A 23872-nucleotide genomic window follows, 5' to 3' on the forward strand; every position below is an offset into this window, starting at 1 on the left:
GTCACCCACTGTTCTCCGCTGTCTCGCACAGCACTCGAAGGAGGCACATCGCATGGTCGGCAGACATGCCGCGCGCACCCGCCGCGCCGCCCTGACCGCACTCGGCGCGCTCGCCCTGACCGCGCTCCCCCAGGCCGCGTCGGCCGCGCCGCCACCCGCACCGGGGCCGTCGCCCACCGCCGCCCGGACACTCGGCGCCGACACACCGTCGACGCAGGTGCTGCACGCGATGGAGCGCGACCTGCGGCTGACGCCGGATCAGGCGACGGCCCGGCTGGTCAACGAGGCGGAGGCCGGCACCCGTGCGGGCCGGCTGCGCAACACGCTGGGCGACCGCTTCGCCGGCGCCTGGGTGAGCGGCGCGACCTCGGCCGAACTGACCGTCGCCACCACCGACGCCGCCGACACCGGCGCGATCCGGGCCGAGGGCGCCACGGCGGCGGTCGTCGAGAAGCCCCTGGCCCGGCTCACGGCGGTCAAGGAGAAGCTGGACGCCGCCGCCGTGCGGACGCGGACCGCCGAGACGCCGGTCTGGTACGTCGACGTGCGCACCAACCGGGTCATGGTCCAGGCGCGCAGCGAGGCGGCCGCGACGGCCTTCGTCAGGAGCGCCGGCGTCGAGGCCGAGAACGTGGGCGTCGAGGTGTCCCCGAACCGGCCCCGGCTGCTGAAGGACCTCGTCGGGGGCGACGCCTACTACATCGACGCCCGGGCCCGCTGCTCCATCGGCTTCTCCGTCACCAAGGGACAGCAGCAGGGCTTCGCCACGGCCGGCCACTGCGGCAGGCCCGGCGCGAGGACCACCGGGTACGACCAGAGCGACCAGGGCACGTTCCAGAACTCCACCTTCCCCGGCAAGGACATGGCCTGGGTGGCCGTCAACTCCGACTGGACGGCCACGCCCGACGTCAAGGCGCAGGACGGGCAGAAGGTGCAGGTCGCCGGCTCGGTGGAGGCACTGGTCGGGGCGTCGGTGTGCCGCTCCGGGTCCACCACCGGCTGGCACTGCGGCACCGTCCGCCGGCACGACACGAGCGTCAGCTACGCCGAGGGCACCGTCGACGGTCTGACCGAGACCTCGGTGTGCGCCGAGCCGGGCGACTCCGGCGGCCCCTTCGTCGCGGGCGCCCAGGCGCAGGGCACCACGTCGGGCGGTTCCGGCGACTGCACCAACGGCGGCACCACCTTCTACCAGCCGGTCAATCCGCTGCTCAGCGACTTCGGTCTCACCCTGAGGACCACGGCCGCCCAGTCCCAGACGCCCGCGCCGCAGGACGACGCGGCCGCGGACGCGTGGGCCGCCGGCCGGGTCTACCAGGTCGGGGCCACGGTGACCTACGCGGGTGTGCGGTACCGGTGCCTGCAGAACCACCAGGCGCAGGGCGCCTGGTCGCCGGAGGGCACGCCGGCCCTGTGGCAGCCCGTGTGACGGCCCGCCACGGGCTCGGGGGACGCGCCTTCGGCGCGGGGTGACCGCCCCGCGCCGGAGGCGTGTCCGTCATCCCTCGGCGAGGAACGCGTAGGCGGTGGCGACGAACGGGTCGCGGGCGCGGAAGCGGCGGGTGCAGACCGCGGCCAGGGCCGTGCCGGTGTCGGGCCGGAAGCCGAGGAACGCCTGCTGGCCGAGGGTGGCCCCGCCGTGGAAGTACATCGGCCCGCCGTCGGTGGGGTGCCGGAACCAGGCCACGGTGTGCACGTGACGGTGCCCGGGGCCCCGCCGGAGCACCGGCACCCGCACCGCGCCCAGGGCGCCGGCCGCCGGGGAGCCGGCCGGGGCGAGGTGGGCCTCGAGGAAGGCGAGCAGGTCGTGCGGGGTGGAGCGGACGGCCCCGGCGGCCTGGAAGCCGCCCGCGTCGAACGGCGGTACCGGGGTGCGGCCGTCCTTGCCGTGCCCGGCGGCGTCGGTCTTGGGGTCCTCGGCCGACAGCGCCGTACCGCTCAGGCCGAAGGGGCGCAGGACGTGCTCGGTGAGCAGGTCCGGCCAGGCCGTGCCGGTGGCGGCCGCGACGGCGTGGCCGAGGACGGAGACGCCGAAGTTGGAGTAGTGCCAGCGCGTGCCGGGCCGGTGCCTCGGGCGGTGGCGCAGGAAGGCGTCGACGATACGGGCGGCCGGGTAGCGGGCGTAGGGGTTGGTGCGCCGGGCGGGCAGGGTGCGCGGGAGGAAGTCGCGCGGCAGCGCGGGCAGTCCCGCGGTGTGGGTGACGAGGTGGGCCAGGGTCACGGGGTCGGGTCCGGCGGGCCGGCCGGGGTCCAGGCAGGCCGCGGCCGGCTCGCCGCCGGTCAGGGCCCCGCACCGGATGAGCCGGGCCAGCAGCAGTCCGGTGAAGGTTTTGGAGGCGGAGCCGATCTCGTACCGCAGGTCCTCGCGGGGGGTGTCGGGGGGCGTACCGGTGCCGCCGCCGTGGAGGGTGCGCCGGCCGTGGTGGGACACGGCGAAGACGACGTCGGGTGCGTCGCAGGCGTCGACGGCGGCGGCCAGCCGCTCGCGCAGGGCGTCGTCGGCGGGGGCGACGGGCTCCGGCACGAGGTCCTCGTCGGCGGCGGGGTCGCCCGGCCAGGGGTGGGGGGCCGTCATGAGGCGTGCGCCAGCTCGGTGAGGGCGCGGGAGGTGGCCAGCAGGGACGCGAAGGCGGCGACGAGCGTCGGGTGGTAGACGATGTCGAACACCTCTTCGGGGTCGCCCTCGGGCATCGTGCGGATCGCGGGCATGGCGCCGTCGGGCTGCTGCGCCGCGGCGAAGCCCTCCCAGGCCGCCCGGTCGAGGGTCGGGCGGGGCAGGCAGGCGTCGACGACGAGGAGTTCGCCGAGCAGGTCCCAGCGCCTCAGGTCCAGCCAGTCGTCGAGCCAGACGGGCAGCCAGGTGGTGAGGTACTCGGCGACGCCGGGTGGCAGGCCGCCGGGGTTCTCGCCCCAGTCGGTGAGGTGGAAGACGGTGTGGGTGATGTCGTAGGCGGTGTGGCCCTCGACCGTCCAGGGTTCGGGGGTGGCGGCCAGCCAGGTGGTGCCGACGAGGCCGGCCTCGGGCGGCCGGGCCGTCAGGCCGAAGCGGCGCTGGAAGGCGGACAGACCCAGCCGGCGGGTGGGCGTCACGGGGAACCTCGCCCAGCTGTCGAGGCGGTGATTCAGCACGGTGGCGGCTTCCACCTCGGGCTGGCTGTAGCCCAGCTCCCTGAACGGCAGGTACACCTCGAACGGTATGGGCGAGAACGGCTCGACGCGCTGCCCGCGCGCCAGCATGCGACCGCCGTCCAGGGTCTCCCGCCAGGCGTGGTCGAGCAGTTGGCGGGCCAGTTGCGCCTGCCGCGTGCCGGCCACACCCTCGCGGAACAGCACCGCGCAGATCAGGGCGAGTTCGCCGACCGGTTTGAAGCGTTCCAGGAAGCCCACCTCGGGGTCGGCGTCCGGCTCCAGCCGGAATCCGTCGCGGTGGGCCCAGAGCCACTCCAGGGCGCCGGCTCCGACGTTGTGGATCAGCCGGGTGTCCGTCATGCCGGCGCTCCTCGTCCGCTGTGCCCTTGTCCGGTGCCGTTCGTCCGTGCCCTCGTCAGGGCCGCCGCGAACACCGCCATCAGGGTGGAGTGGTAGCAGTCGGTGAAGTCGTAGGGGTCCTCGGGGCCGGGGCGGGCGGCGTCCTGCAGGGCACCCTCCTCCGGGATCGCGCCCGAGGGGTGCTGGGCCGACGCCACACGGTGCCAGGCGTCCCGCAGCACCGCCGGTGCGGGCGGGCACGGCACACTGGCCGCCACCGCCAGCAGCTCGCAGCTCAGGTCCCACATCCGGGCATCGAGGCAGGTGTCGAGCCACGGCGGCAGCCAGTGGTCCAGATACGTCACCAGTTCCGGCGGCACGCCCCGGGCGGTGCGTCCCCAGTCGGTGAGGTGGAAGACGACGTGCGTGAGGGCGTAGCCGGCCGCGCGCTCGAAGGTCCAGGGCTCGGGCAGGCCGCCCAGCCAGGTGCGGTCGAGCGTCTGCGGCACCCGGCCGTGCGGGGGGATGCCGCTGTGCCGCTCGGCCTCGATGACGCCGAGCCGCCGGGTGGGGTACTGCTCGGTGAGCCGCCAGCCGCGGGTCCGGGCGACGAGCGCGGCGGACGCCTCGTAGCCGGGGTGCCGGTGGCCGGCCGAGGCGAAGGCCGCGTAGACCTCCAGCGGATAGGTGGCGAAGGGCTCCAGTGACTGCATCAGCAGGAACAGCTCGCCGCCGCGGGTCTGTTGCCAGGCGAAATCCAGCAGGCCGGAGACGCGTGCGTGCAGCGGGTCCGACGGCGGGGTGCACAGCGACACGGACGCGCAGACCCGGGCGAGTTCGCCGAGCGGTTTCCAGGTGCGGTTCACCTGGCCGTCGGCGGCCAGGGCGTCCTCGCCGAGCGCGAAGCGGTCGCGGTGGGCGTGCACCCAGGCGAGCGCGGTCTCCTCGACCCGGCGCACGTGCCGTGTGTCCCGCTCGTCCCACGCGCCGCCGTCGTGCGCCGTGTTCGTGGCACCGGCCGTGTGCGTCGCGGGTGCCGCGGTCACAGCAGGACTCCGGCCGGCATCAGCCGCGCCGCCTCCAGCTGGAGGGCCACGCGCGGGTCGCCGCCGCCCATGAGCCGGACGAAGTCGAGGCCCGCCTCGAGACCGAGGGTGTCCGGCACGCCGTCCAGGAGGGTGAGCCAGCGTCCGGCTCCGGCCGCCTGCTGCCAGTCCCGGCGGCGCACCGCCCGTACGAAGCCCCGGGCGACGTCCACCGGGCGGCGCCGGGCCGCGCGGGCCACCGCGCTGTCCTCGCCGGGGAGGGCGAGCGGGGCGAGCACGGCGAGCTGATGGGTCAGCTGCTGCCAGCCGGCGTCGTCGAGCCAGCCGGCGTCGGGCTCGGCGCCCCCGTCGGGTCCGGCCACAGGTCCTTCGAGGCGTCGCAGGGCGCGGGCCATCGCCCAGTGGCTCCACACGACGGTGGGGGCCGCGTCGGACCGCGGCGGGTGGGCCGCCACGGCGTCCTCGAACACGGCGAGCAGGCCGGGGTCGGGCGGAACGCCCTTGAGTTCGGTGGGCAGCAGTGTGTCGGCGCCCAGGATGCGTATCGCGGCACGTGCGATGCCCGCGCCGTCCGTCGTCGGGGTGCCGCCCGCTCGCGCGTGGTCTCCGCTCCGAAGAGCGGAGACCACGTCCGAAGCGAGGTCCAGCACCGTGCCCTGGAGAAGGGCCGATGTGCTCGACTGCTCCATCTCACTGCTCCCGTCGGTCCGTCAGCCCTTCTTCGGGCGCGGGGTCGGGGGCGAGAGCAGCAGATTCCCGCCGCCGTGCTGCAGGGCGAGACCGGCGCACTCGCGGCTGTCCCGGAAGACTCCGTCGGGCTCGGCGGGGTCGAGTGCCGCTTCGATGTCGATGTCCTCGGTGACTTCCGCGAGCATCCTGTCGTTGGAAGGCATCTCACCATCTCCTCTGGTAGCCAATGGCCTTCGCACCACAGGTGTCCGACACGCCACAAAGCATGCCTATCTTCTCAAAATTCACAGAAGATAACTTCTTCAACAATTCGGACAGTCAGGACACCGTGCGGACCACGCGCAGCGTCCGCAGCGACGAGTCGGCGGCGTCCGGGATCAGGACGCCGTGCTCGGCGCCGCTGCGCAGGTAGTCGAGGACCTCGTCGGTGATGACCTCGCCGGGGGCGATCACCGGCACGCCCGGCGGATAGGGGCTGATCGTCTCCGCGCAGACACGCCCCGCGGCCCGTTCGGCCGGCACGTGCTCCACCTCGGCGAAGAACGCGGCGCGCGGCGACATGGCCTGCTCCAGCTCCAGTACCGGGGGTTCGGGCAGGCGGACGGACGGCCGGCGCTCGATGGACCCGGCCCCCTCGACGAGGGCGCGCAGGGCACCCAGCAGGACCTCCTCCGTGTGGACGTCGTCGGCGTGGGTCACCGATGCGCTGATGCGGCAGGTGTCGGAGCCGCCGAGGTCCACATGGCAGTGGTCCCGCACCCACTCGGTCGCCTGCATGCCGCTGACGCCCAGTTCCCGCACGTCGATCACGATCTTGAGCGGGTCGAAGGAGGCGGCGAGCCCCGCGTCGACGACTTCCCGGCCCATGGGCCGCAGACCCGGCATGTCCGCGGCCGCCGCCCGGATCCGCTCCGCACGGCGCAGGGCGGCGTCCAGCAGGTCGTGGCCCTGCTCGACCATCTGCCGCCGCCAGCCGTCGAGCGTGGCGTACACCAGCGACGAGGCGCTCGTCGTGCCCAGCAGGTCCTCGCGCTGCGCCAGCACCTCGGGCGACACCCGGTCGTACTGGAGGTGGAAGACGGAGCTCTGCTCGATCGCGCCGCCCATCTTGTGGACGCTGGTCACCACCAGGTCGGCCTCGGCGTCCATTCCCCAGGGGGGGAGGGCGGGATGGAAGGGCAGATGGGCGCCCCATGCCTCGTCCACGATGAGGGGCACGTCGTACTCGTGGCACACCCGGGCCACGCCCGCGATGTCCGCGCAGGTGCCCCAGTCCGTGGGCGTGATCAGCAACATGCCCTTGGCGTCCGGGTGTTCCCGGAGTGCGCGGCGGACGTCGTCCGGCTCCGGCGGGTGGGCGAGGTGCCGTTCGGCGTCGAACCGCGGGTGGACCCAGACCGGTTCGACGCCGTTGACGACGACCGCCGCGACCACCGCCTTGTGCGCGTTGCGCGACAGCAGCAGCTTCTCCCCCGGGCCGGCGACGGACAGCATGGCGGTCTTGACCGACAGGGAGCTGCCGCAGGTGGAGAAGAAGGCATGCTCGGCGCCGACGGCGTCCGCCATCAGCTCCTGCGCGGCGTTGAGCACCCCCTGGGACTGACGGCGGTCGTCGAGCCCGTTGAGGGAGAGGACGTCCGAGCGGAACACGTCGATCCCGACGATCTCCGCCACCCGCGGATCGACCCCGCGGCCCTGCTTGTGTCCCGGTGGGCCGTAGGCGATGTCTCCCCGCCGCCGGAAGTCCTCCAGCGCCTCCAGAACGGGCACCCGCGAGTGATCCATCGTTCCTCCCACGTCGGTTCGGGGGCGCCGTCCGTCCGCGGTTCACGGCCCCGCGGCGCATGGGAACGTATTGCACCCGCCCGGCCGCCGAAACCCGGTGCGTGTCACGGCACCCGGATGGTGGCACCCGCACATCGCAGGAAGCCGGAGCACCCGACGCGAGGAGGCGGCGTGGCCCGCACGCTCGACGACGTCCACGAGGACATCCGCCAGCAGGTGGCCGGCCGGGCCGGGGCGCTGTGGGACGTGGCGCTGCGGCTGCACGCCGACCCCGAGTACGCGTTCGCCGAGCACCGGGCGGCCGCCCTGCTCACGGGGGAGCTGGAGGGAGCCGGTTTCACGGTCGAGCGCGGCACCGCGGGGATGCCGACCGCGTTCGTCGCCCGCTCGGGCGAGGGCCGCCCCGCCGTGGCGCTGCTGCTGGAGTACGACGCACTGCCCGGCCTCGGTCACGCCTGCGGCCACAACCTGATCGCGGCGGCGGGTCTGGGCGCCGCCCTCGCGGTGCACGCCGTCCTGGGCGGCTCGGGGGGCTGCGTGACGGCCGTGGGCACGCCCGCGGAGGAGGGCGGGGGCGGGAAGGCCGTGGAGGTGGAGGCCGGGGTGTTCGACGGGGTGGACGCGGCGCTGATGTTCCACCCGGGGGTGTACGACTGGCGACGGGCGCCGCTGACCGCGCAGGTGCAGTACCGGGTGGCCTTCCACGGGCGGGCCGCCCACCCGACGGGCAACCCGACCGAGGGCGTCGACGCGCTCGCGGCCCTCGTGGAGCTGTTCAACGTCCTGGCCGTGGTCGGCCGGCGACTGCCGGAGGCTTCCCACGTGCAGGGCATCGTGACGCACGGAGGGACCGCCACGAACATCGTGCCCGAGTTCGCCGAGGGGCTGTTCGGGCTGCGGGCGGCCACCTCGCGCGCACTGGACGGGCTGATCGGGCAGCTGCGCGAGTGCGCGGAGGGCGTCGCCCGGGCGACCAGTACGCGGGCCGAGGTCGAACGCGCCACGGTCCGTTACGACCACTTCCGGGACAACGGGGTGCTGTCCGACCGGTTCGCGGCGCATCTGTCCGCGGCGGGGATCGCGCTGACGCCTCCGGTGCCCGGTGTCTACCTGGGCTCGTCGGACGTCGGCAACGTGAGCACGCGCGTGCCCGCCATCCATCCGTTCGTCGCGATCATGGGCGAGGACGGCTCCGACCACACTCCCGAGTTCGCCGCGGCCGCCGCCTCCGGCCGGGCCCGTGAGGTCCTGACCGCCGCTGCCGGGGCGCTGGCGTGCACGGCCGCCGACGTACTGCTGCGCCCGGACCTGCGGGAAGCGGCCTGGGCGCGGCACCGCGCGGCGGAGGCGGGTGAGGGCTGAACCGCCCTCCGGCAGGCGTGCTCGCCGGGTCCGCAGGGAGTCCTGGTCACGCCTCGTCGTCCTCCGCCGGAACCACCGTGAGCAGGTCGTCGCGGCCGGACAGGGCCTCCAGGGACAGCGTGCGGTAGCCGGCCCGGTCGAACAGGACGGTGATGCGGTCGCCGTCCTCGCTCAGCACCGTGCCCTCGCCCCACTCGCCGTGCCGTACCTGGGCGCCGACCGGATAGGCGGAGGCCTCGGGGTGGGCGGCCGGTTCCCCGGCCCCGCCGTCCCCCGCCCCGGCGTCCTGCGCGTCGCACACGTCGCAGGCGCCGCACGGGGGCTCGTACTCCTCGCCGAAGTAGCCGAGCAGGAACCGCCGTCTGCAACTCGTGGTCTCGGCGTAGGCGCGGGCCATGTCCACGCGGGTGCGGTCGGTCCGCCGGTGCGCCTCGGCCGCGTCCCCGGCCAGGTCGGCCGCCTCGTCGGGCGGGGTGCCCGGATCGGGCCGCACCTCGCCGTCCTCCCCGGTGTCTACGGCGCCGGCCTCCTCGAGCAGGTTGACCGCCGCGGTGACGCGGTTGCGCGACAGCCCGGTGTCCCGGCGCAGCCGGTCCACGCCGGCGGGGTCGCTCCGGTGGTCGTGGACGGCGTCGGCGACGTCGGACAGCGCGCCGCGGCCGGGGGTGCGGGCGGCGAACCAGCTCTGCATGCCGGTGTCCTCGGGCCGGTAGTGCAGTACGGCGAGGGCGGGCTCGCCGTCCCGTCCGCAGCGGCCGATCTCCTGGTAGTAGGCGTCCGGCGAGCCCGGCAGCGAGGCGTGGAGCACGAACCGCACGTCCTCCTTGTCGATGCCCATGCCGAAGGCGGAGGTCGCCACCACGACGTCGGCGGCGCCGGAGAGGAAGGCGTCGTGGATGCGGGCGCGTTCCCCTGCGCGCAGTCCGGCGTGGTAGGCCTCGGCCGTCAGTCCCAGCCGGGCCAGTTCGCCGGCGTAGTGCTCGGTGTCCTTGCGGGTCGCGGCGTAGACGATGCCCGGCTTCGGCTCGGCGGCGGCCCGTTCGACGATCGCCAGGCGCCGCTCGTCCTCGTCGAGGAACCGGCGGACCTCCAGCCGGATGTTCGGCCGGTCGAAGCTCGTCACCGTCACCCGCGGCCGCTCCATGCCGAGCCGTTCGACGATCTCCCGGCGCACGGGCGGGGCCGCCGTCGCGGTGAGGGCGAGCACCGGGGGCCGGCCCACTCGCCGTACCGCCTGCTCCAGGCGGAGGTAGTCGGGCCGGAAGTCGTGGCCCCAGGAGGCCACGCACTGGGCCTCGTCGACCACGAACAGGGCGGGCCCCAGCTCGGCCAGCCGCTCCACGACCTCGTCCTTGGCGAGCTGCTCCGGCGACAGGTAGAGGAACCTGGCCTCGCCCCGCCGCACCGCGTCCCAGGCGGCCTCCGCCCGGGCGGAGGTCAGGTCGGAGTTGACCGCCACCGCGCCCGGGGCTCGGGTGCCGTCGGGCAGACCGGCGATCTGGTCCCGCTGGAGGGCGAGCAGCGGCGAGACGACGACGACCGGGCCGGGCAGCAGCACGCCGGGGACCTGGTAGACGGCGGACTTGCCGGAGCCGGTGGGCATGACGACCAGGGTGTCCCGGCCGGCCAGGACCGCTTCCATGGCCTCGAGCTGCGCGGGCAGGAGGGTGTCCCAGCCGTACACCTCCTCGGCTGTGCGCCGCAGGCGTTCGGTGCCCTCCGCCGTGTCCGACGGCCGTTTCCCGCCCATGGCCCCTCCCTCGTCGATCGGTGAGCCGCCGCGCGGTTCGCCCGGCGTCCCGGCCCGGGTACCCGTCCGGGCCGTCGCCAGTGCCCCACCGGCCCTGCGGGGTCCGTCACACCCGCCGCAGCCGCCACACGTTGTCGTCGCGGTGGCCCTCGACGCCCTCGGGCGAGGTGTGCGGCCGGCGGACGGTCTCCCTGGTCTCGACCGTCCACTCACCGGCCGGCAGTGCGAGCTCGGCGAGGACGCCGTCCAGGGTGGGGAAGTCGGCGTCGAAGGGCGGTTCGGTCTGCCACGTGGGCCAGCCCGCGTGCATCACGATCAGCAGCGTGCCGCCGTCCGCGACGGCGCGCGCCGCACGGCTCAGGACCGCCTGCTGGTCGAGGGGCACCGGCGACTGCAGGAACTGGGCGCTCACCAGGTCGAAGGTCCCCTCGGGGAACGACCGTCCCAGCTCGTGGCGCTCCCAGGCGGTGCGGTCGCCGACCCCCGCCTCGGCGGCGTGCACGGCCGCGCGTTCGAGTGCCGTGGCGGAGATGTCCACGCCGGTGACGCGCCAGCCGCGGCCGGCCAGCCACACGGCGTCCGCTCCCTCGCCGCATCCCAGGTCGAGCGCGGTACCGGGGGTGAGGTCGCCCGCCTCCCGGACCAGCAGTGGATTGGGACGCCCGCTCCAGACGCGGTCGGCGTCGCGGTATCGGGCCTCCCAGAACTCGGCGGCGGGGGCCGGGGCGGGGGTGTCGGTCATGCGTGCCTCCTGAGGAACGGACACAGTCGTCTGCTCGGCCGGGCGCGCCTCGGGCGCCGCCCGTTCCGTGCCAGGCTGCACCCGCCACGGCCGCCACGGCGAACGGCTTTGCCGAAACGGCAAGTGCGCCGCTCCTCCCCCGGGGCCGGGTCAGCGCAGGGCGGCGGAACCGGGCTCGGAGGAGTCGCCGCCGCGCACCCACACGTTGCGCGCGAAGGGGATGTCGATGCCCGCACCGTCCAGGGCGTCCTTCACCCGGCGGCGCAGTTCGCGGGTGACGCCCCACTGCTGGAGCGGCGCGGTCCGGACGGCGACGCGCACCACGACCCCGTCCGGGTCGAGGGACTGCACGCCCCACACCGACACGTCCTCCAGCAGGAGGTCCGCGAAGGCGGGGTCCTCGCGGAGTCCGCGGCCGGCTTCCTCGAGGACGCGGTAGACGGTGTCGAGGTTCGCGTCGTAGGTCACGGCGACGTCGAGGACGGCGCGGGCCCATTCCTGGCTGTCGTTGCGGACCCGGAGGATCTCGCCGTTGCGGATGTGCCACAGACCGCCGTTGAGGTCGCGCACGTGGGTCAGGCGCAGGCCGACCTGTTCCACCTCGCCGACGGCCTCCCCCAGGTCGACGGAGTCGCCGACGCCGTACTGGTCCTCGATCATGATCAACAGGCCGGACAGGTAGTCGGCCACCAGGCTCTGCGCGCCGAAGCCGATCGCCAGGCCGACGACTCCGGCACTGGCCAGCAGCGGGCCGAGCGCGATGCCCACCTGGTCGAGCACCATGGCGACGCCGACCATGAACAGCACGATGGTCACGGCACTGCTGAGCACCGAGCCGATGGTGCGGGCCCGTTGCTCGCGCCGCTGCCTCGCCCGGGTCCGGTCGCGGTGCAGTACCGCGGGCCCCCGGGCCGACCAGCGCGAACGGCTGCGTTCGTGCTCACCCGCGGACGGCTCCAGTACGCGCTGCACGATCCGTGTGATGGCCCGCTTCGCCACCGCGCGCACCACCAGCAGCACCACCACGATGAGCGCGATGCGCAGCGGCACTCCGACCAGCGCGGTGGTGTGATCGCCCACCCAGTCCGACCACGAGGCCGCCGACTGCGGTGCCGTGGCCGGACCGGTGGGTGCGGTTGCGTCCGTCATCGCCTCAAGTGCTCCGTTCCTCGGCGCGTACGTCCCTGCCGTCGGCCCCGCGTACCCACCGGCGGCTCGAACATGACACGGGGGCACATCCCGTCCCACCCGCACCTTTTCGCCCTTTCTGCGCCTTTTGTCCGACGGTTGCGTCATCTTCACGGGACGCGGGCCCATCACCCGTACGGCTCCGGGCACCCGTCAGGAAGTCGTTCACCGCGGAGGGGGACCTGCGTCGTGGTTGTCGTTGCCGTCCTGCTGCTGCCCGCACTCGGGCTGCTTCTCTTCACCATGACGTGGCTGGAGGACCGGATCTTCCGGGACACGGAGCCCGCCCGGCACGCCCGGCGCCGGCATCTGCGGCTGATCCCGGGCGGCGGCGCCGGCGCGGACCGGGGCACCGCGCCGGCCGCGCGGCACTCGGCCTCAGCGGACCGGGACGCCGCCTGACCCCGGGTCCGCCGGCAGGGCCCGCGCACGGGCGGCGCGCCGCTCGGGCCGCCAGGTGGACACCAGGGCGCCCGCGAGCAGCAGCTCGGCGATGTCACCGCCGTAGTACATGATCTCGGCGCCCTGCCGGACCTGGTCGACGGGCGCGTGGACGTCGACGAGGAACCCGCCGTACATCGCCTGGGCGATGAGGGCGTGGGCGGCGATCGCGATGCCGAGGTACACGAGCCGGGCCGGCACGCCGGGGCGCGCGGGCGCCGGATCGGGGCCGGCGACGGCGTACGCGAAGAGGCAGCCGGACAGCAGGAAGTGGGCGAGCGTCAGCCAGTGCCCGGCGGGGTGGGACATGACCGTGCCGAGGAGCGGGGTGAAGTACAGCGCGCCGAGGGTGCCGGTGCTCAGCGCGAGCGCCGTGGCGGGGTGGGTGACCAGGCGCGCGGGACGGCTGTGCAGCAGCCCGGTCACCCGGCGGGCGTGCGCCGGCGGCAGGATGCGCAGCAGCAGGGTGACCGGCGCGGCAAGGACCAGGAGCAGGGGCGCGTACATGCCGACGAGCATGTGCTGGGCCATGTGGCCCCGGAAGTCGGTGTGCGCGGCCGGCCCCAGCGGCGGCAGCAGCGCGACGGCGAGCAGCGCCACCCCGCCGAGGAACGACGCCGACCGCCGGCCGCTCCAGCCCCGCGCGGGGTTGGGGCGCCGGGCCCGGCGCACGGCGAGCAGGTAGGCCGCGGCCGGGAGCGCCAGCAGGACCAGCGGGACGAAGAGGGTCGTCGCGGCGCCCGGCACGACGTCACCGTCCGGACCGTGGTGGTGCGTGGCGTGTGCGCCGTCCGCCGGGCCCATCAGGCGGGGCCTCCGGACCGGCCCGCGCCCCGGGGGGCACCGGGGTCGAAGGGCCGGGCCCCGCGCCGGATCAGGTGACCGCCGGTCAGGAGCAGGACGCCGAGGACCAGGAACCCGGCGTCCCACCACGCCTGGTGGGGGCCGCCGTGGACGTGATGAATGCCCAGAATCTGGTGGTCCAGAAGGCCTTCGACCACGTTGAACAGGCCCCATCCGGCCAGGATCCAGCCCCACAGCACCCTCGACGCCCACACCGCGCGCCGGTTGTGGGTGACCCGGGAGTACAGCAGGGCCAGGCCCAGCAGGACGGAGATCCAGCACACGGTGTGGAAGACGCCGTCCCACACGGTGTTCATCTCCAGGCCGGAGACGGTGTTCGGGTCGTAGTACTTCACCCCGATGCGGTCGTGGTCGGTGCTGGTGAGCATGTGGTGCCACTGCAGGAGCTGGTGGAGCAGGATGCCGTCGACGAAGCCGCCGAGCCCGACCCCGAGGAGGATGCCGGGCAGCCGGATGCTGTTCGCCGCCTCCGTGACCGCCCGGGTCTCACCTGTCGTGGTGGCCATGCCTGTTCTCCGTCCCGTCGGCTGTGCGCGGAGCTTCCGGACACGGTTTCCCCGCCCCGCGGGTTCATGTCACCGTCCGGCGGGATCCCGTCGCCGTTTTCCGTCACTCGGGTGACGGGCGCTCACGTGCGGGTGCGCGTCGTAGGGTGAGGCGAACGGGCCGGTCGACCGTGGCGGAGCGGGGCCGGCCGAGCGGACACCGAGGAGCGCCATGGACACCGTGCAGCACGACGACGCCGACGCGGAGTTCATCGCCTTCTGGCAGGAGCGCCGGGTGTGCTTCCTGTCGACGCCGCGCGCCGACGGCAGCCCGCATCTGGTCCCGGTCGGTGTGACGTACGACCACGCGACCCGCACCGCACGCGTCATCACGAGCCGCGGCACCGCCAAGGTGCGCAACATCGAGCGGACCGGCGGGGCGGCCGTCGCCGTGGGCCAGGTGGACGGCCGGCGCTGGTCCACTCTGGAGGGTGTCGCGACCGTACGGGACGACGCCGATGCCGTCCGGGAGGCGGAGGAGCGGTACGCGGCCCGTTACCGGCAGCCCCGGGCCAACCCGGAGCGGGTCGTCGTCGAGATCGAGGTGCGGCGCTGGCTCGGCACGGTGCGGCCCCGGCGCCCGGAGGCACCGGGGCCGGCGGCGAGCTGACCGGACGCGCGCGCCGGGCGCGTGTGCCGCGAGCCCCCGGACCGGGACCGCGGCACACACGCGGCCGGCTCATCCCTGCGCCGGGTTCCCGGAAGGCCTGCGGCCGAGGCGGCCCGGCCACCACGCGACGGCGCCGATGTCGCGGGCCAGGGCCGGGACCAGCAGCGAGCGCACCACCAGCGTGTCCAGCAGGACACCGAAGGCGACGATGAAGGCGATCTGCACGAGGAAGGCCAGCGGGATCACCCCGAGCGCGGCGAAGGTGGCGGCGAGCACGACACCGGCCGAGGTGATCACACCGCCCGTGGCGGTCAGGCCGCGCAGGATGCCCTCCCGGACCCCGTGGTGCAGCGACTCCTGCCGCACCCGGGACATGAGGAAGATGTTGTAGTCCACGCCGAGGGCGACGAGGAAGACGAACCCGTACAGCGGGACGGAGGCGTCCGTGCCGCTGAAGCCGAACACGTGCCGGAAGACCAGGGACGAGACGCCCAGGGTGGCCAGGAAGTTGAGCGCCACCGTCACGACGAGCAGCACCGGCATCAGCAGGGAGCGCAGCAGGCCGATCAGGATGACCAGGATGATGGCGAGCACCACGGGCACGATGAGCGTGCGGTCGTGCTCGGCGGTGCGCTGGGTGTCGTACTGCTGGGCGGTGTAACCGCCGACGAGGGCGTCGGCGCCCGGCACCCCGTGCACCGCGCTCCGCAGGCGGGCCACCGCCTCCTTGGCCGCGTCGCTGTCCGCCGGGTCCTGGAGCGTGGCGTCGATCCGCACCCGTCCGTCGACCACCTTCGGGGGGCCGCCGCCGGGCCGGCCCGAGGCGGTCACCGCGGCGGCGGAGGCGACGCCGCGGGTGTCGCGGGCCGCCGCGAGGACGGGGCCGGCCCGGTCCGCGTCCGCGATGATCACGGCCGGGTTGCCGGAGCCGCCCGGGAAGTGCCGGGCCAGCGTCTCCTGCGCCGCGACCGACGGGGCGTCGTTGACGAAGATCTCGTCCAGCGGGACGCCCTTGGACTCGAGGGTCGGGGCGAAGGCGGCGCAGGCGAGCAACGCGGCGAGGCAGATCGCCCAGATGCGGCGCGGCGCCCGGTCCACCAGCCCGGCGATGCGGTGCCACAGGCGGTGGCCGGCCTCCGGGTCGTCGGCCCGGACGGGCTTGGCCGGCCAGTAGGCGGCGCGGCCCAGCAGGACCAGGACGGCGGGCAGGAACGTGAGCGTGCTCAGGACGGCGCAGACGATGCCGATGGCACCGACGGGCCCGAGCGCGCGGTTGTTGGTCAGGTCGCTGAGCAGCAGGGCCAGCAGGCCCAGGGCGACGGTCGCCGCGCTGGCGACGACGGCACCCCAGGACGCGCGCAGCGCGGCACGCACGGCGCCGAAGCGGTCCGGGTGCCGGGGAAGTTCCTCGCGGAAACGGGCGGTGAGCAGCAGCGCGTAGTCGGTCGCGGCGCCGATGACGAGGATGGAGAGGATGCCCTGGACCTGCCCGTCGACGCGCACGACGTCGTGGTCGGCGAGCACGTAGACGATCGCGCAGGCCAGCCCCAGGGCGAAGACGGCGCCGAGGATGATCGTCAGGGGCAGCAGGACGCTCCGGTAGACGAGCAGCAGGATCACCAGCACCGTGATCAGGGCGACGCCGAGGAGCAGGCCGTCGATGCCCGAGAAGGCGTCGGACAGGTCGGCTTGGGAGGCCGCGGGACCCGCCAGCTGCGCCCGGGTTCCCGGCACCTTCCCGGCGGCGTCCCGGATGTCCCCGAGGACGTCGGGCAGGCGCTCGCCCAGGTCGGGTTCGACCTGGACGACGGCCTGGAGGGCCTCGCCGTCCTCGGAGGGGAATGCGGGCGTCGCGGGGCCGACGATCCCCGGGTCGCCGTCGAGGCCCGCGACCGAGCGGGTGGCGCCCGCCCGCTGCCCGGTGACGTCACCGCCGTCGTCCGCGGTCCACACGACGATCACCGGCAGGGTCTCGTCCTGCTGGAAGGCCTTCCGGGCGTCGATGACCCGGGTGGACTCGGCACTGCGGGGCAGGAAGGAGGCCTGGTCGTTGGTGGCGACCTCCCCCAGTTTCCCGGCGTAGGGGCCGAGGGCCCCGCCGATGCCCAGCCAGACCAGGAGGAGGACTACGGGGACGAGCCAGCGGGCTCGTGAGGTGGAGGACATCGGTCTGCGGGGCTCCAGGTCTTTTGTTGTGCGGGGTGCCGACGGGATGATTCGATCATAAACAATCTCAATGATCGAGTTACATCACCGCCGTGCCATGTCGGTACCCCACTGGTGCCCCCGACCCGCTCCCTGATGCGGACGACCCGTCGTCCCGCGGGCGGACGGTGGTTCAGCCGTCGTCGGCGGAGCGCACGGCCCGCAGCTCCTCGTTCATGGCGGCGACGAACCGCACGACGACCGCCAGCTCCTGGGCGTCGAAACGGTCCCGGGCCGCGCCCGCGGCCTGTGCCAGGGGCCGGAAGTACGTCCGGGCCGACGCGCGGGCGTCGGGCACGTAGTGCAGGTGCACGACCCGGCGGTCGGCGCTCTCCCTGACCCGGCGCACGTGCCCGGCGCGTTCCAGGCGGTCCACACAGGCCGTGACCGCGCCCGAGGTCAGTCCCAGGTGCTCGCGCAGCCGTCCCGGCGTCATCGGCTCCTCGGCGTCCAGGATCGCCGCGAGCGCCTGGACGTCGGTGGCGTGCAGCCCGTGTGCGGCGGCGAAGCCGTGCACGAGACGGTTGATCTCACCGTTCATCCGCCGCAGTCCGGCGGCGAGGACGTGGAGGTCGTCCGCCTCGGGCCCCGTCCCCGGCTCGTGCGCGCGCCGTCCGCGCTGGTTCGCTGTCGCCACGCGATCAGCGTATAGAAGGATCGCGTCCGGCCATGTCGCACCCATGACGGTCCGGGCGGGAACGGACCGGCACGGGTACCGCCCCACGGGTGCCGGCCCTCAGGCGAAGGGCGCGTTCGGCGGGCGGGTCCCGGGGCTGTCGGGGCGGGCCGTGTGATCGGCGTGGTCCCGGGTGCGGCGGGCCTCCTTCATCTCCGCCTCGTACAGGTGGCTCCGGCCCTCGGCGAGCCGCCGCACCGCCTCGGTCTCCAGGTCCTTGAACGCCTGGTAGTACGTCTGGTCGTAGGCCTCGACGATCTGGAACGTCCAGTGGCCGGGGATGACGTTGCGCCCGAGGATCTCCGTCTCGACGCGCTGGGCCCACTCCGGGTGGCCGGCCTCGCGCAGCAGCCGCACCGCACGGTCCAGCTCCAGGTCGGCGGTGCCGGTGAGCTGGTGGAAGGAGTACAGGTGCCCGCGGGCGCGCTCGATGGTCTCCAGCGCCTTGGACAGGGAGCCGAGGGCCTCCACCGTCTCGTCGCCGACGCCTGCGGGACGCCGGTGCATGTCCGTCATGGGTGTCCTCCGGTGCGGTGGCACGGTCCGTCAGGCCAGCGGATCGTGGCCCCAGTTCATGAGCGAGTGCCGCCAGCGGGAGTCCTCGACGTCGCCCGAGGGCCGCTGGGCCAGGTGCCGGCGGACGTAGCCGACGACCTTGCGCATGTGCCGGTAGTCGTCGTCCGTGAGGTCGCCCTTCTTCGCCCGCAGGATGTCCACGATGCGGCGGCCGGAGGCGTGCCCGGTGGACTCTCCCCCGTCCTTGTGCTGCCCGGCGTCGCGGGAGGCGTCGGTGGCGAGCCACTTCTCCAGGTCGGCCGGGGACATGTTCACCAGCTCGCGGAAGTCGTCCCAGGTCTCCTTGCGCTCTCCGTCGTCCACGCCCGCTCACTTCTTCCTGAGCGCGGAGGGCTTGTGCACCGCGGACTTGCCGGACTTGTCGCTGCGGACCTGGTACTGCGGGTCGTCGGGCGAGGCGTCCACGGTGCGGCCGGCGGCCTCGGTCCGTTCGGTGATCTCCTTCTCCACCGTGCCCTCGGTCTCGCTGCCGTGACTGCTCCAGGCGACCTTGTCGCCCTTCTTCGGCGTCTTCTTCCCGCCGCGGTTCTTCGCCATCTCCGGTACTCCCTGTCTGCTCGGCTCGGTGTTCCGCTCGGTGTCTTCCTGTTCAGCCCGGTGGGTGGTCCGGGGCCGGTGTGCCGTCCCGCAGGTCCGCGAGGACCTCCCGGGCGGCGCGGCTGCCCGAGGCCAGGGCGCCCTGGACCGATCCGGTGGCCCGGTGGTCCCCGCAGACGTAGCGGCCCGCGGTGACGCGGGTGCGGCGCGACAGTGGCCACGGGGGCCGCATCGCCGGGAGCGCGTTCTCGACCGTGTACGTGGCGACGTGCTGCCAGCCGGCGGTGTCCGCCGCGTAGAGCTCCGCCGCCCGCCGGCGGACGGCCGCCTCCCCGCCCGGCAGGTCGCCGCCCAGCACGGACGTGGACACCAGCGAGGTGCCCGGCGGCGCGTAGGTGCCGCTGACCTCGGAGAGCACACACGTGTTGAGGACCGTGAGCGTGCTGTCGACCACGAGGGTCGGTTCGGGCAGCGGCGACGTGCCGGCCGCGTGGTAGTAGGTGGTGACGGTCCGGCCGGGCGGTACGGGCGTGCCCGGCAGGAGCCGCGCCGCCGTGACGGCGTCGGTGGCCACCACCACCGCGTCCGCCGGGCGTTCGGTGCCGTCCTGGAGCAGGATCCCGGAGTCGGTGAGCGACCGGACGGACGAGTCCAGCCGGACGGTGCCCTCGGGCAGGCGGGCGGCGAGCAGGCGAGGGGCGGTGCCGATGCCGCCGGCCGGGAGGCAGAGCGTGCCCCGGGCCATGCTGCGCCACACGAGGTGGAAGAAGCGGGCCGACGTCTCCAGGTCCGGTTCCAGGAAGACACCGGCCAGGAAGGGCCGCAGCACGTGGTCCACCGCGTCCCGGGTCAGTCCGCTGCGGGCCAGTGCCGCCCGGGTCGTCCTGTCCCGGCCGCGTCGGAGCAGCGCGGCGGGCACCAGCGTGTCCCGCGCGGTGAGGCCGGCCAGCGCCGCGAGGTCCCGCGTCCCGAGGGCGTGGCCCGGCAGGAGGGAACCGGCCTCGCGGGGCCGCCTCGTGGGGTCGGTGAGCCGGAGGACGCCGGACGGGGTGTGGGCCAGCACGCCGGGGGTGAAAGGCCGCAGCCGCAGTGCGCGCAGCGGCAGCAGCCTGCGGACCTGCGGATAGGCGGTGTTGAAGACCTGGAAGCCCCGGTCCAGCAGGAAGCCGTCCCGGCGGTCGGTGCGCACGCGGCCGCCGACGGCGTCCGAGGCCTCGTGCAGTTCGACCTCCACACCGGCGCGGCCGAGGTCGAACGCGCAGGCCAGGCCGGCGAACCCGCCGCCGACGACGACGGCGCGCGGTGTCCGGCGGTGCCGGCCGTTGCCCATGTGCGCTCCTCACGCTCCCCGACCAGCGTGGACCGCGTACCGCCGCACCACCACTCGGGGGTGCCCGGACGGGAGGGCGTCCGGGCACGGCCCGGTCAGGCGCCGACGTAGGCCGCGAGGTGCTCGCCGGTGAGGGTGGAGCGGGCGGCGACGAGGTCGGCGGGGGTGCCCTCGAAGACGATCCGGCCCCCGTCGTGGCCGGCGCCCGGGCCGAGGTCGATGATCCAGTCGGCGTGGGCCATGACCGCCTGGTGGTGCTCGACGACGATGACGGACTTGCCGGAGTCGACGAGCCGGTCCAGCAGGCCGAGCAACTGCTCGACGTCGGCGAGGTGGAGCCCGGTGGTCGGCTCGTCGAGCACGTAGACACCGCCCTTGTCGGCCATGCGGGTGGCCAGCTTGAGCCGCTGCCGCTCGCCGCCGGACAGGGTGGTGAGCGGCTGGCCGAGGGTGAGGTAGCCGAGGCCGACGTCGGCGAGCCGGCCGAGGATCCGGTGCGCGGCGGGCGTGCGGGCCTCGCCGGCGCCGAAGAACTCCTCGGCCTCGGCCACCGGCATGGCGAGCACCTCGCTGATGTCGCGGCCGCCGAGGCGGTACTCCAGCACCGACGCCTGGAACCGCTTGCCCTCGCAGTCCTCGCAGGGGGTGGCGACGCCGGCCATCATCGCCAGGTCGGTGTAGACGACACCGGCGCCGTTGCACGTGGGGCAGGCGCCCTCGGAGTTGGCGCTGAACAGGGCCGGCTTGACGCCGTTGGCCTTGGCGAACGCCTTGCGGACCGGGTCGAGCAGACCGGTGTAGGTCGCCGGGTTGCTCCGCCGCGAGCCCTTGATGGGACTCTGGTCGACGGCGACGACGTCCGCCCCGGCGGGGACCGATCCGTGGATCAGCGAGCTCTTGCCGGAGCCGGCGACACCGGTGATCACGCAGAGCACTCCGAGCGGGACGTCGACGTCGACGCCCCGCAGGTTGTGCGTGGTCGCGCCGCGGATCTCCAGCGCGCCGGCCGGCTTGCGCACGCTCTCCTTGAGGCCGGCCCGGTCGTCGAGGTGGCGGCCGGTGATCGTGTCACTGGCCCGCAGCCCGGCGACGGTGCCCTCGAAGCAGACGGTGCCCCCGGCCGTGCCGGCGCCGGGGCCGAGGTCCACGACGTGGTCGGCGATCGCGATGGTCTCCGGCTTGTGCTCCACGACGAGCACCGTGTTGCCCTTGTCCCGCAGGCGCAGCAGCAGGTCGTTCATCCGCTGGATGTCGTGGGGGTGCAGGCCGATGGTGGGTTCGTCGAAGACGTAGGTGACGTCGGTGAGCGAGGAGCCGAGGTGGCGGATCATCTTCACGCGCTGTGCCTCGCCGCCCGACAGGGTGCCGGCCGGCCGGTCGAGGGAGAGGTAGCCCAGCCCGATCTCCACGAACGAGTCCAGCGTGCCCCGCAGCGCGGTGAGCAGGGGTGCCACCGACGGCTCGTCGAGGGTGCGGACCCATTCGGCCAGGTCGCGGATCTCCATCGCGCAGGCGTCGGCGATGCCGACCTTCCCGATCCGCGAGTTCCGGGCGCCCTCGCTGAGCCGGGTGCCGTCGCACTCGGGGCAGGTGGTGAAGGTGACGGCGCGCTCCACGAAGGCCCGGATGTGCGGCTGCATCGCCTCCTTGTCCTTGGACAGGAACGACTTCTGGATCTTGGGGATCAGGCCCTCGTAGGTGAGGTTGACGCCGTTGACCTTCACCTTGACCGGCGCCCCGTGGAGGAAGTCCCGCAGCTCCTTCTCGGTGTAGTCGCGGATCGGCTTGTCCGGGTCGACGAAGCCGGACTGGGCGTAGACCTGCACGGTCCACTGGCTGTCGGACTTCCAGCCGGGGATGGTGAAGGCGCCCTCGCTCAGCGACTTGGAGTCGTCGTAGAGCTGGGTGAGATCGATGTCGGAGACCGTGCCCCGGCCCTCGCAGCGGGTGCACATGCCGCCGGTGCGCTCGTAGGTGGCCTTGACGGCCTTCTTGTCGCCGCGCTCGACGGTGATCGCGCCGCTCGCCCGGACCGAGGCGGTGTTGAAGGAGTACGCGCTGGGCGGGCCGATGTGCGGCTCACCGAGCCGGCTGAACAGGATGCGCAGCATCGCGTTGGCGTCGGTGGCGGTGCCGACGGTGGAGCGGGGGTCGCCGCCCATGCGCTGCTGGTCGACGCTGATCGCGGTCGTCAGGCCGTCGAGGACGTCGACCTCGGGCCGGGACAGGGTCGGCATGAAGCCCTGGACGAAGGCGCTGTAGGTCTCGTTGATCAGCCGCTGCGACTCGGCGGCGATCGTGTCGAACACCAGTGAGCTCTTGCCCGATCCGGAGACGCCGGTGAACACCGTCAGGCGACGCTTCGGGATCTCGATGCTGACGTCCTTGAGGTTGTTCTCGCGCGCGCCGTGCACGCGGATCAGGTCGTGGCCGTCGGCAGCGTGCGGCGCAGGCGGGCGCGTGTCGGTCCGCGTGGCCTTGCTCATGGTGTCTCCATCTGTCGGGCGGCGCCGGCCGACGGGCCTGGCGTCGGCATCCCCTGGCTCGGTCTGCGAGCAGTATGTCTGTTCGTCCCGCACCGTCGGTGCCGAACGGCTCAGCGGCGTTCGTTGACGCGGATCAGGTTGCCGGCGGGGTCGCGGACGGCGCAGTCGCGCAGGCCGTACGGCTGCTCGGCCGGCTCCTGGACGATCTCGGCGCCGCCGGACCGCAGCCGCTCGAAGGCGGCGTCGAGGTCGTCGGTGGCCAGGGTGATGCGGGCGTAGGTGCCCTTGGCCATCATCTCGACGACGGTGCGGCGCTCGTCGTCGGTGATGCCCGGGGCGGTGGCGGGCGGCTCCAGGACGACGGACGTCCCGGGCCGGCCGGCGGGGCCGACCGTGATCCAGCGCATGGCGCCGTCCCCGACGTCGCCCCGGACCTCGAAGCCGAGGAGGTCGCGGTAGAAGGCCAGGGAGGCCTCCGGATCGTTGTGCGGGAGGAAGGTCCAGTGAATGCTGATGTCCATGCCGGTCAGGCTAGGCAGGGGCCGGGACCGGGTGCTTCTCCGTTCCTGACCGGTCCGGTCCCCCGCCGGCGGGTGCCGCATGACCGGGTGGCCCGGCTCGTCGGGGCTGTGGGAAACTCGCCGCATGGGACGCCCGGCACTCGACGACCTCGTCCGGCTGCGGCGGGCCCGCGACCGGATGGACCGCGACTACGCCGAGCCGCTGGACGTGCCGGCCCTCGCGCGGGACGCCCTGATGTCGCCGGGGCACTTCTCCCGCAGCTTCCGCGCCGCGTTCGGCGAGACGCCCTACAGCTACCTGATGACCCGCCGCATCGAGCGGGCCAAGGCGCTGCTGCGGCGCGGCGACCTGACGGTGACCGAGGTCTGCTTCGAGGTCGGCTGTACGTCGCTGGGGTCCTTCAGCTCGCGTTTCACGGAGCTGGTCGGCGAGAGCCCGAGCCTGTACCGGTCCCGGGACCACGGCCCCGGTGCCGCCGTCCCGGCCTGCATGGCCAAGATCCACACCAGGCCGGTCAGGAAGAGAGAAGCGGGTCCCGCCGCGCGGCCGTAGCGTGAGCGGTATGGACATCAGGCTTTCCCAGTGCTTCATCGCCGTCGACGACCACGACGAGGCGATCGTCTTCTACCGCGACGTGCTCGGCCTGGAGGTGCGCGACGACGTCGGCTTCGAGGGGATGCGCTGGGTGACCGTCGGGTCGCCCGCGCAGCCGGACGTGAACATCGTCCTGGAACCGCCCGCCGCCGACCCCAATGTCTCGCCCGCGGACAAGCGGGCCATGGCGGAGCTGATGGCCAAGGGCCTGCTGCGCGGCGTCATCTTCGCGACCGACGACTGCGACGCCACCTTCGAGCGCATCAGCGCCGCGGGCGGGGAGGTGCTGCAGGAGCCGATGGACCAGCCCTACGGCGTCCGCGACTGCGCGTTCCGCGACCCCACCGGCAATCTGCTGCGCTTCACCCAGCCCCTCGGGAGGTAGGACCTTCGGGCGGTGACGGTTTGAGCCGCGCATCGCGGGGCATTCGGCGTGCCAGGTGCTTGGGATGACA

Annotated in this window: 25 protein-coding genes; 6 read left to right on the forward strand and 19 right to left on the reverse strand. The window is 74.0% G+C overall.

Annotated features, from left to right (window positions below; all coding sequences use genetic code 11):
• Positions 1-52 precede the first annotated feature (52 nt).
• Complete coding sequence (locus tag ACFWJB_RS07005; protein ID WP_386920731.1) at positions 53-1429, forward strand: carbohydrate-binding protein; 1377 nt, start codon at positions 53-55, stop codon at positions 1427-1429.
• Positions 1430-1498: 69 nt separating this feature from the next.
• Here the strand turns inward: ACFWJB_RS07005 and ACFWJB_RS07010 are convergent, their stop codons facing one another.
• The 6 genes from ACFWJB_RS07010 to ACFWJB_RS07035 all read right to left on the reverse strand — a co-directional run bounded on the left by ACFWJB_RS07010 (position 1499) and on the right by ACFWJB_RS07035 (position 6989).
• The gene (locus tag ACFWJB_RS07010) at positions 1499-2575 is read right to left on the reverse strand and encodes a serine hydrolase domain-containing protein (RefSeq protein WP_386920733.1); all 1077 of its coding nucleotides are present in this window, start codon (positions 2573-2575) and stop codon (positions 1499-1501) included.
• Positions 2572-3489 (reverse strand): DUF6895 family protein, encoded by a 918-nt coding sequence (locus tag ACFWJB_RS07015; RefSeq protein ID WP_385463781.1) that lies wholly within the window; start codon positions 3487-3489, stop codon positions 2572-2574. The genes ACFWJB_RS07010 and ACFWJB_RS07015 overlap by 4 nt, the downstream gene beginning before the upstream one ends.
• Positions 3486-4427 carry a DUF6895 family protein gene (locus tag ACFWJB_RS07020; protein ID WP_386920909.1) on the reverse strand — a complete coding sequence of 314 codons (942 nt, stop codon included), beginning with the start codon at positions 4425-4427 and terminating at the stop codon, positions 3486-3488. Before ACFWJB_RS07020 ends, ACFWJB_RS07015 begins: the two co-directional genes overlap by 4 nt.
• 83 nt (positions 4428-4510) lie before the next feature.
• Entirely contained in the window at positions 4511-5203 is a 693-nt protein-coding gene (locus tag ACFWJB_RS07025) for a hypothetical protein (RefSeq protein ID WP_386920735.1), read from the reverse strand.
• Positions 5204-5224: 21 nt separating this feature from the next.
• Positions 5225-5407 (reverse strand): hypothetical protein, encoded by a 183-nt coding sequence (locus ACFWJB_RS07030; RefSeq protein ID WP_385463779.1) that lies wholly within the window; start codon positions 5405-5407, stop codon positions 5225-5227.
• Between the two features lie 115 nt (positions 5408-5522).
• On the reverse strand, positions 5523-6989 hold the full coding sequence (locus ACFWJB_RS07035; RefSeq protein ID WP_386920737.1) for an aminotransferase class I/II-fold pyridoxal phosphate-dependent enzyme: 1467 nt from the start codon (positions 6987-6989) through the stop codon (positions 5523-5525).
• A gap of 171 nt (positions 6990-7160) precedes the next feature.
• Between ACFWJB_RS07035 and ACFWJB_RS07040 the strand changes: the two genes are divergently transcribed.
• Positions 7161-8351 carry an amidohydrolase gene (locus ACFWJB_RS07040; RefSeq protein ID WP_386920739.1) on the forward strand — a complete coding sequence of 397 codons (1191 nt, stop codon included), beginning with the start codon at positions 7161-7163 and terminating at the stop codon, positions 8349-8351.
• Between the two features lie 46 nt (positions 8352-8397).
• On the opposite strand, the gene ACFWJB_RS07045 is transcribed toward ACFWJB_RS07040, so the two are convergent.
• The 3 genes from ACFWJB_RS07045 to ACFWJB_RS07055 all read right to left on the reverse strand — a co-directional run bounded on the left by ACFWJB_RS07045 (position 8398) and on the right by ACFWJB_RS07055 (position 11992).
• Complete coding sequence (locus ACFWJB_RS07045) at positions 8398-10101, reverse strand: RecQ family ATP-dependent DNA helicase (protein WP_386920741.1); 1704 nt, start codon at positions 10099-10101, stop codon at positions 8398-8400.
• 106 nt (positions 10102-10207) lie between these two features.
• On the reverse strand, positions 10208-10843 hold the full coding sequence (locus tag ACFWJB_RS07050; protein WP_386920743.1) for a class I SAM-dependent methyltransferase: 636 nt from the start codon (positions 10841-10843) through the stop codon (positions 10208-10210).
• 150 nt (positions 10844-10993) lie between these two features.
• Entirely contained in the window at positions 10994-11992 is a 999-nt protein-coding gene (locus tag ACFWJB_RS07055; RefSeq protein ID WP_386920745.1) for a mechanosensitive ion channel family protein, read from the reverse strand.
• A 228-nt stretch (positions 11993-12220) separates the two neighbouring features.
• On the opposite strand from ACFWJB_RS07055, the gene ACFWJB_RS07060 reads away from it, so the two are divergent.
• Positions 12221-12433 carry a hypothetical protein gene (locus tag ACFWJB_RS07060; RefSeq protein WP_385463763.1) on the forward strand — a complete coding sequence of 71 codons (213 nt, stop codon included), beginning with the start codon at positions 12221-12223 and terminating at the stop codon, positions 12431-12433.
• Here the strand turns inward: ACFWJB_RS07060 and ACFWJB_RS07065 are convergent.
• The gene (locus ACFWJB_RS07065) at positions 12410-13276 is read right to left on the reverse strand and encodes a cytochrome c oxidase assembly protein (RefSeq protein WP_386920747.1); all 867 of its coding nucleotides are present in this window, start codon (positions 13274-13276) and stop codon (positions 12410-12412) included. The genes ACFWJB_RS07060 and ACFWJB_RS07065 overlap by 24 nt on opposite strands.
• Entirely contained in the window at positions 13276-13842 is a 567-nt protein-coding gene (locus tag ACFWJB_RS07070) for a DUF2243 domain-containing protein (protein WP_385463757.1), read from the reverse strand. Before ACFWJB_RS07070 ends, ACFWJB_RS07065 begins: the two co-directional genes overlap by 1 nt.
• 211 nt (positions 13843-14053) lie before the next feature.
• On the opposite strand from ACFWJB_RS07070, the gene ACFWJB_RS07075 reads away from it, so the two are divergent.
• Entirely contained in the window at positions 14054-14491 is a 438-nt protein-coding gene (locus ACFWJB_RS07075) for a PPOX class F420-dependent oxidoreductase (protein WP_385463754.1), read from the forward strand.
• Positions 14492-14560: 69 nt separating this feature from the next.
• Here the strand turns inward: ACFWJB_RS07075 and ACFWJB_RS07080 are convergent, their stop codons facing one another.
• The 8 genes from ACFWJB_RS07080 to ACFWJB_RS07115 form a co-directional block, all read right to left on the reverse strand.
• Entirely contained in the window at positions 14561-16657 is a 2097-nt protein-coding gene (locus ACFWJB_RS07080; protein ID WP_386920750.1) for an MMPL family transporter, read from the reverse strand.
• Positions 16658-16829: 172 nt separating this feature from the next.
• Complete coding sequence (locus ACFWJB_RS07085) at positions 16830-17333, reverse strand: MarR family winged helix-turn-helix transcriptional regulator (RefSeq protein WP_385463748.1); 504 nt, start codon at positions 17331-17333, stop codon at positions 16830-16832.
• A gap of 99 nt (positions 17334-17432) precedes the next feature.
• Positions 17433-17888 (reverse strand): hypothetical protein, encoded by a 456-nt coding sequence (locus ACFWJB_RS07090; RefSeq protein ID WP_385463745.1) that lies wholly within the window; start codon positions 17886-17888, stop codon positions 17433-17435.
• 30 nt (positions 17889-17918) lie between these two features.
• On the reverse strand, positions 17919-18251 hold the full coding sequence (locus ACFWJB_RS07095) for a DUF3140 domain-containing protein (protein WP_385463742.1): 333 nt from the start codon (positions 18249-18251) through the stop codon (positions 17919-17921).
• A 6-nt stretch (positions 18252-18257) separates the two neighbouring features.
• Entirely contained in the window at positions 18258-18485 is a 228-nt protein-coding gene (locus tag ACFWJB_RS07100) for a DUF2945 domain-containing protein (protein WP_385463739.1), read from the reverse strand.
• Positions 18486-18537: 52 nt separating this feature from the next.
• Positions 18538-19815, reverse strand: a complete 1278-nt coding sequence (locus ACFWJB_RS07105; protein WP_386920753.1) for an NAD(P)/FAD-dependent oxidoreductase — start codon at positions 19813-19815, stop codon at positions 18538-18540.
• Positions 19816-19910: 95 nt separating this feature from the next.
• Positions 19911-22301: an ATP-binding cassette domain-containing protein gene (locus tag ACFWJB_RS07110; RefSeq protein ID WP_386920755.1), complete on the reverse strand. Its 2391-nt coding sequence runs from the start codon at positions 22299-22301 to the stop codon at positions 19911-19913.
• Positions 22302-22411: 110 nt separating this feature from the next.
• The gene (locus ACFWJB_RS07115; RefSeq protein WP_385463731.1) at positions 22412-22822 is read right to left on the reverse strand and encodes a VOC family protein; all 411 of its coding nucleotides are present in this window, start codon (positions 22820-22822) and stop codon (positions 22412-22414) included.
• 124 nt (positions 22823-22946) lie between these two features.
• On the opposite strand from ACFWJB_RS07115, the gene ACFWJB_RS07120 reads away from it, so the two are divergent.
• A complete protein-coding gene (locus ACFWJB_RS07120; RefSeq protein WP_385463729.1) occupies positions 22947-23375 on the forward strand; it encodes a helix-turn-helix transcriptional regulator in 429 nt (142 codons plus the stop codon).
• A 10-nt stretch (positions 23376-23385) separates the two neighbouring features.
• Positions 23386-23802 (forward strand): VOC family protein, encoded by a 417-nt coding sequence (locus tag ACFWJB_RS07125; RefSeq protein ID WP_385463726.1) that lies wholly within the window; start codon positions 23386-23388, stop codon positions 23800-23802.
• The last annotated feature ends 70 nt before the right edge of the window (positions 23803-23872 follow it).

It is taken from the genome of Streptomyces sp. NPDC127100 (genome assembly GCF_042724095.1).
Taxonomy (GTDB): Bacteria; Actinomycetota; Actinomycetes; order Streptomycetales; family Streptomycetaceae; genus Streptomyces.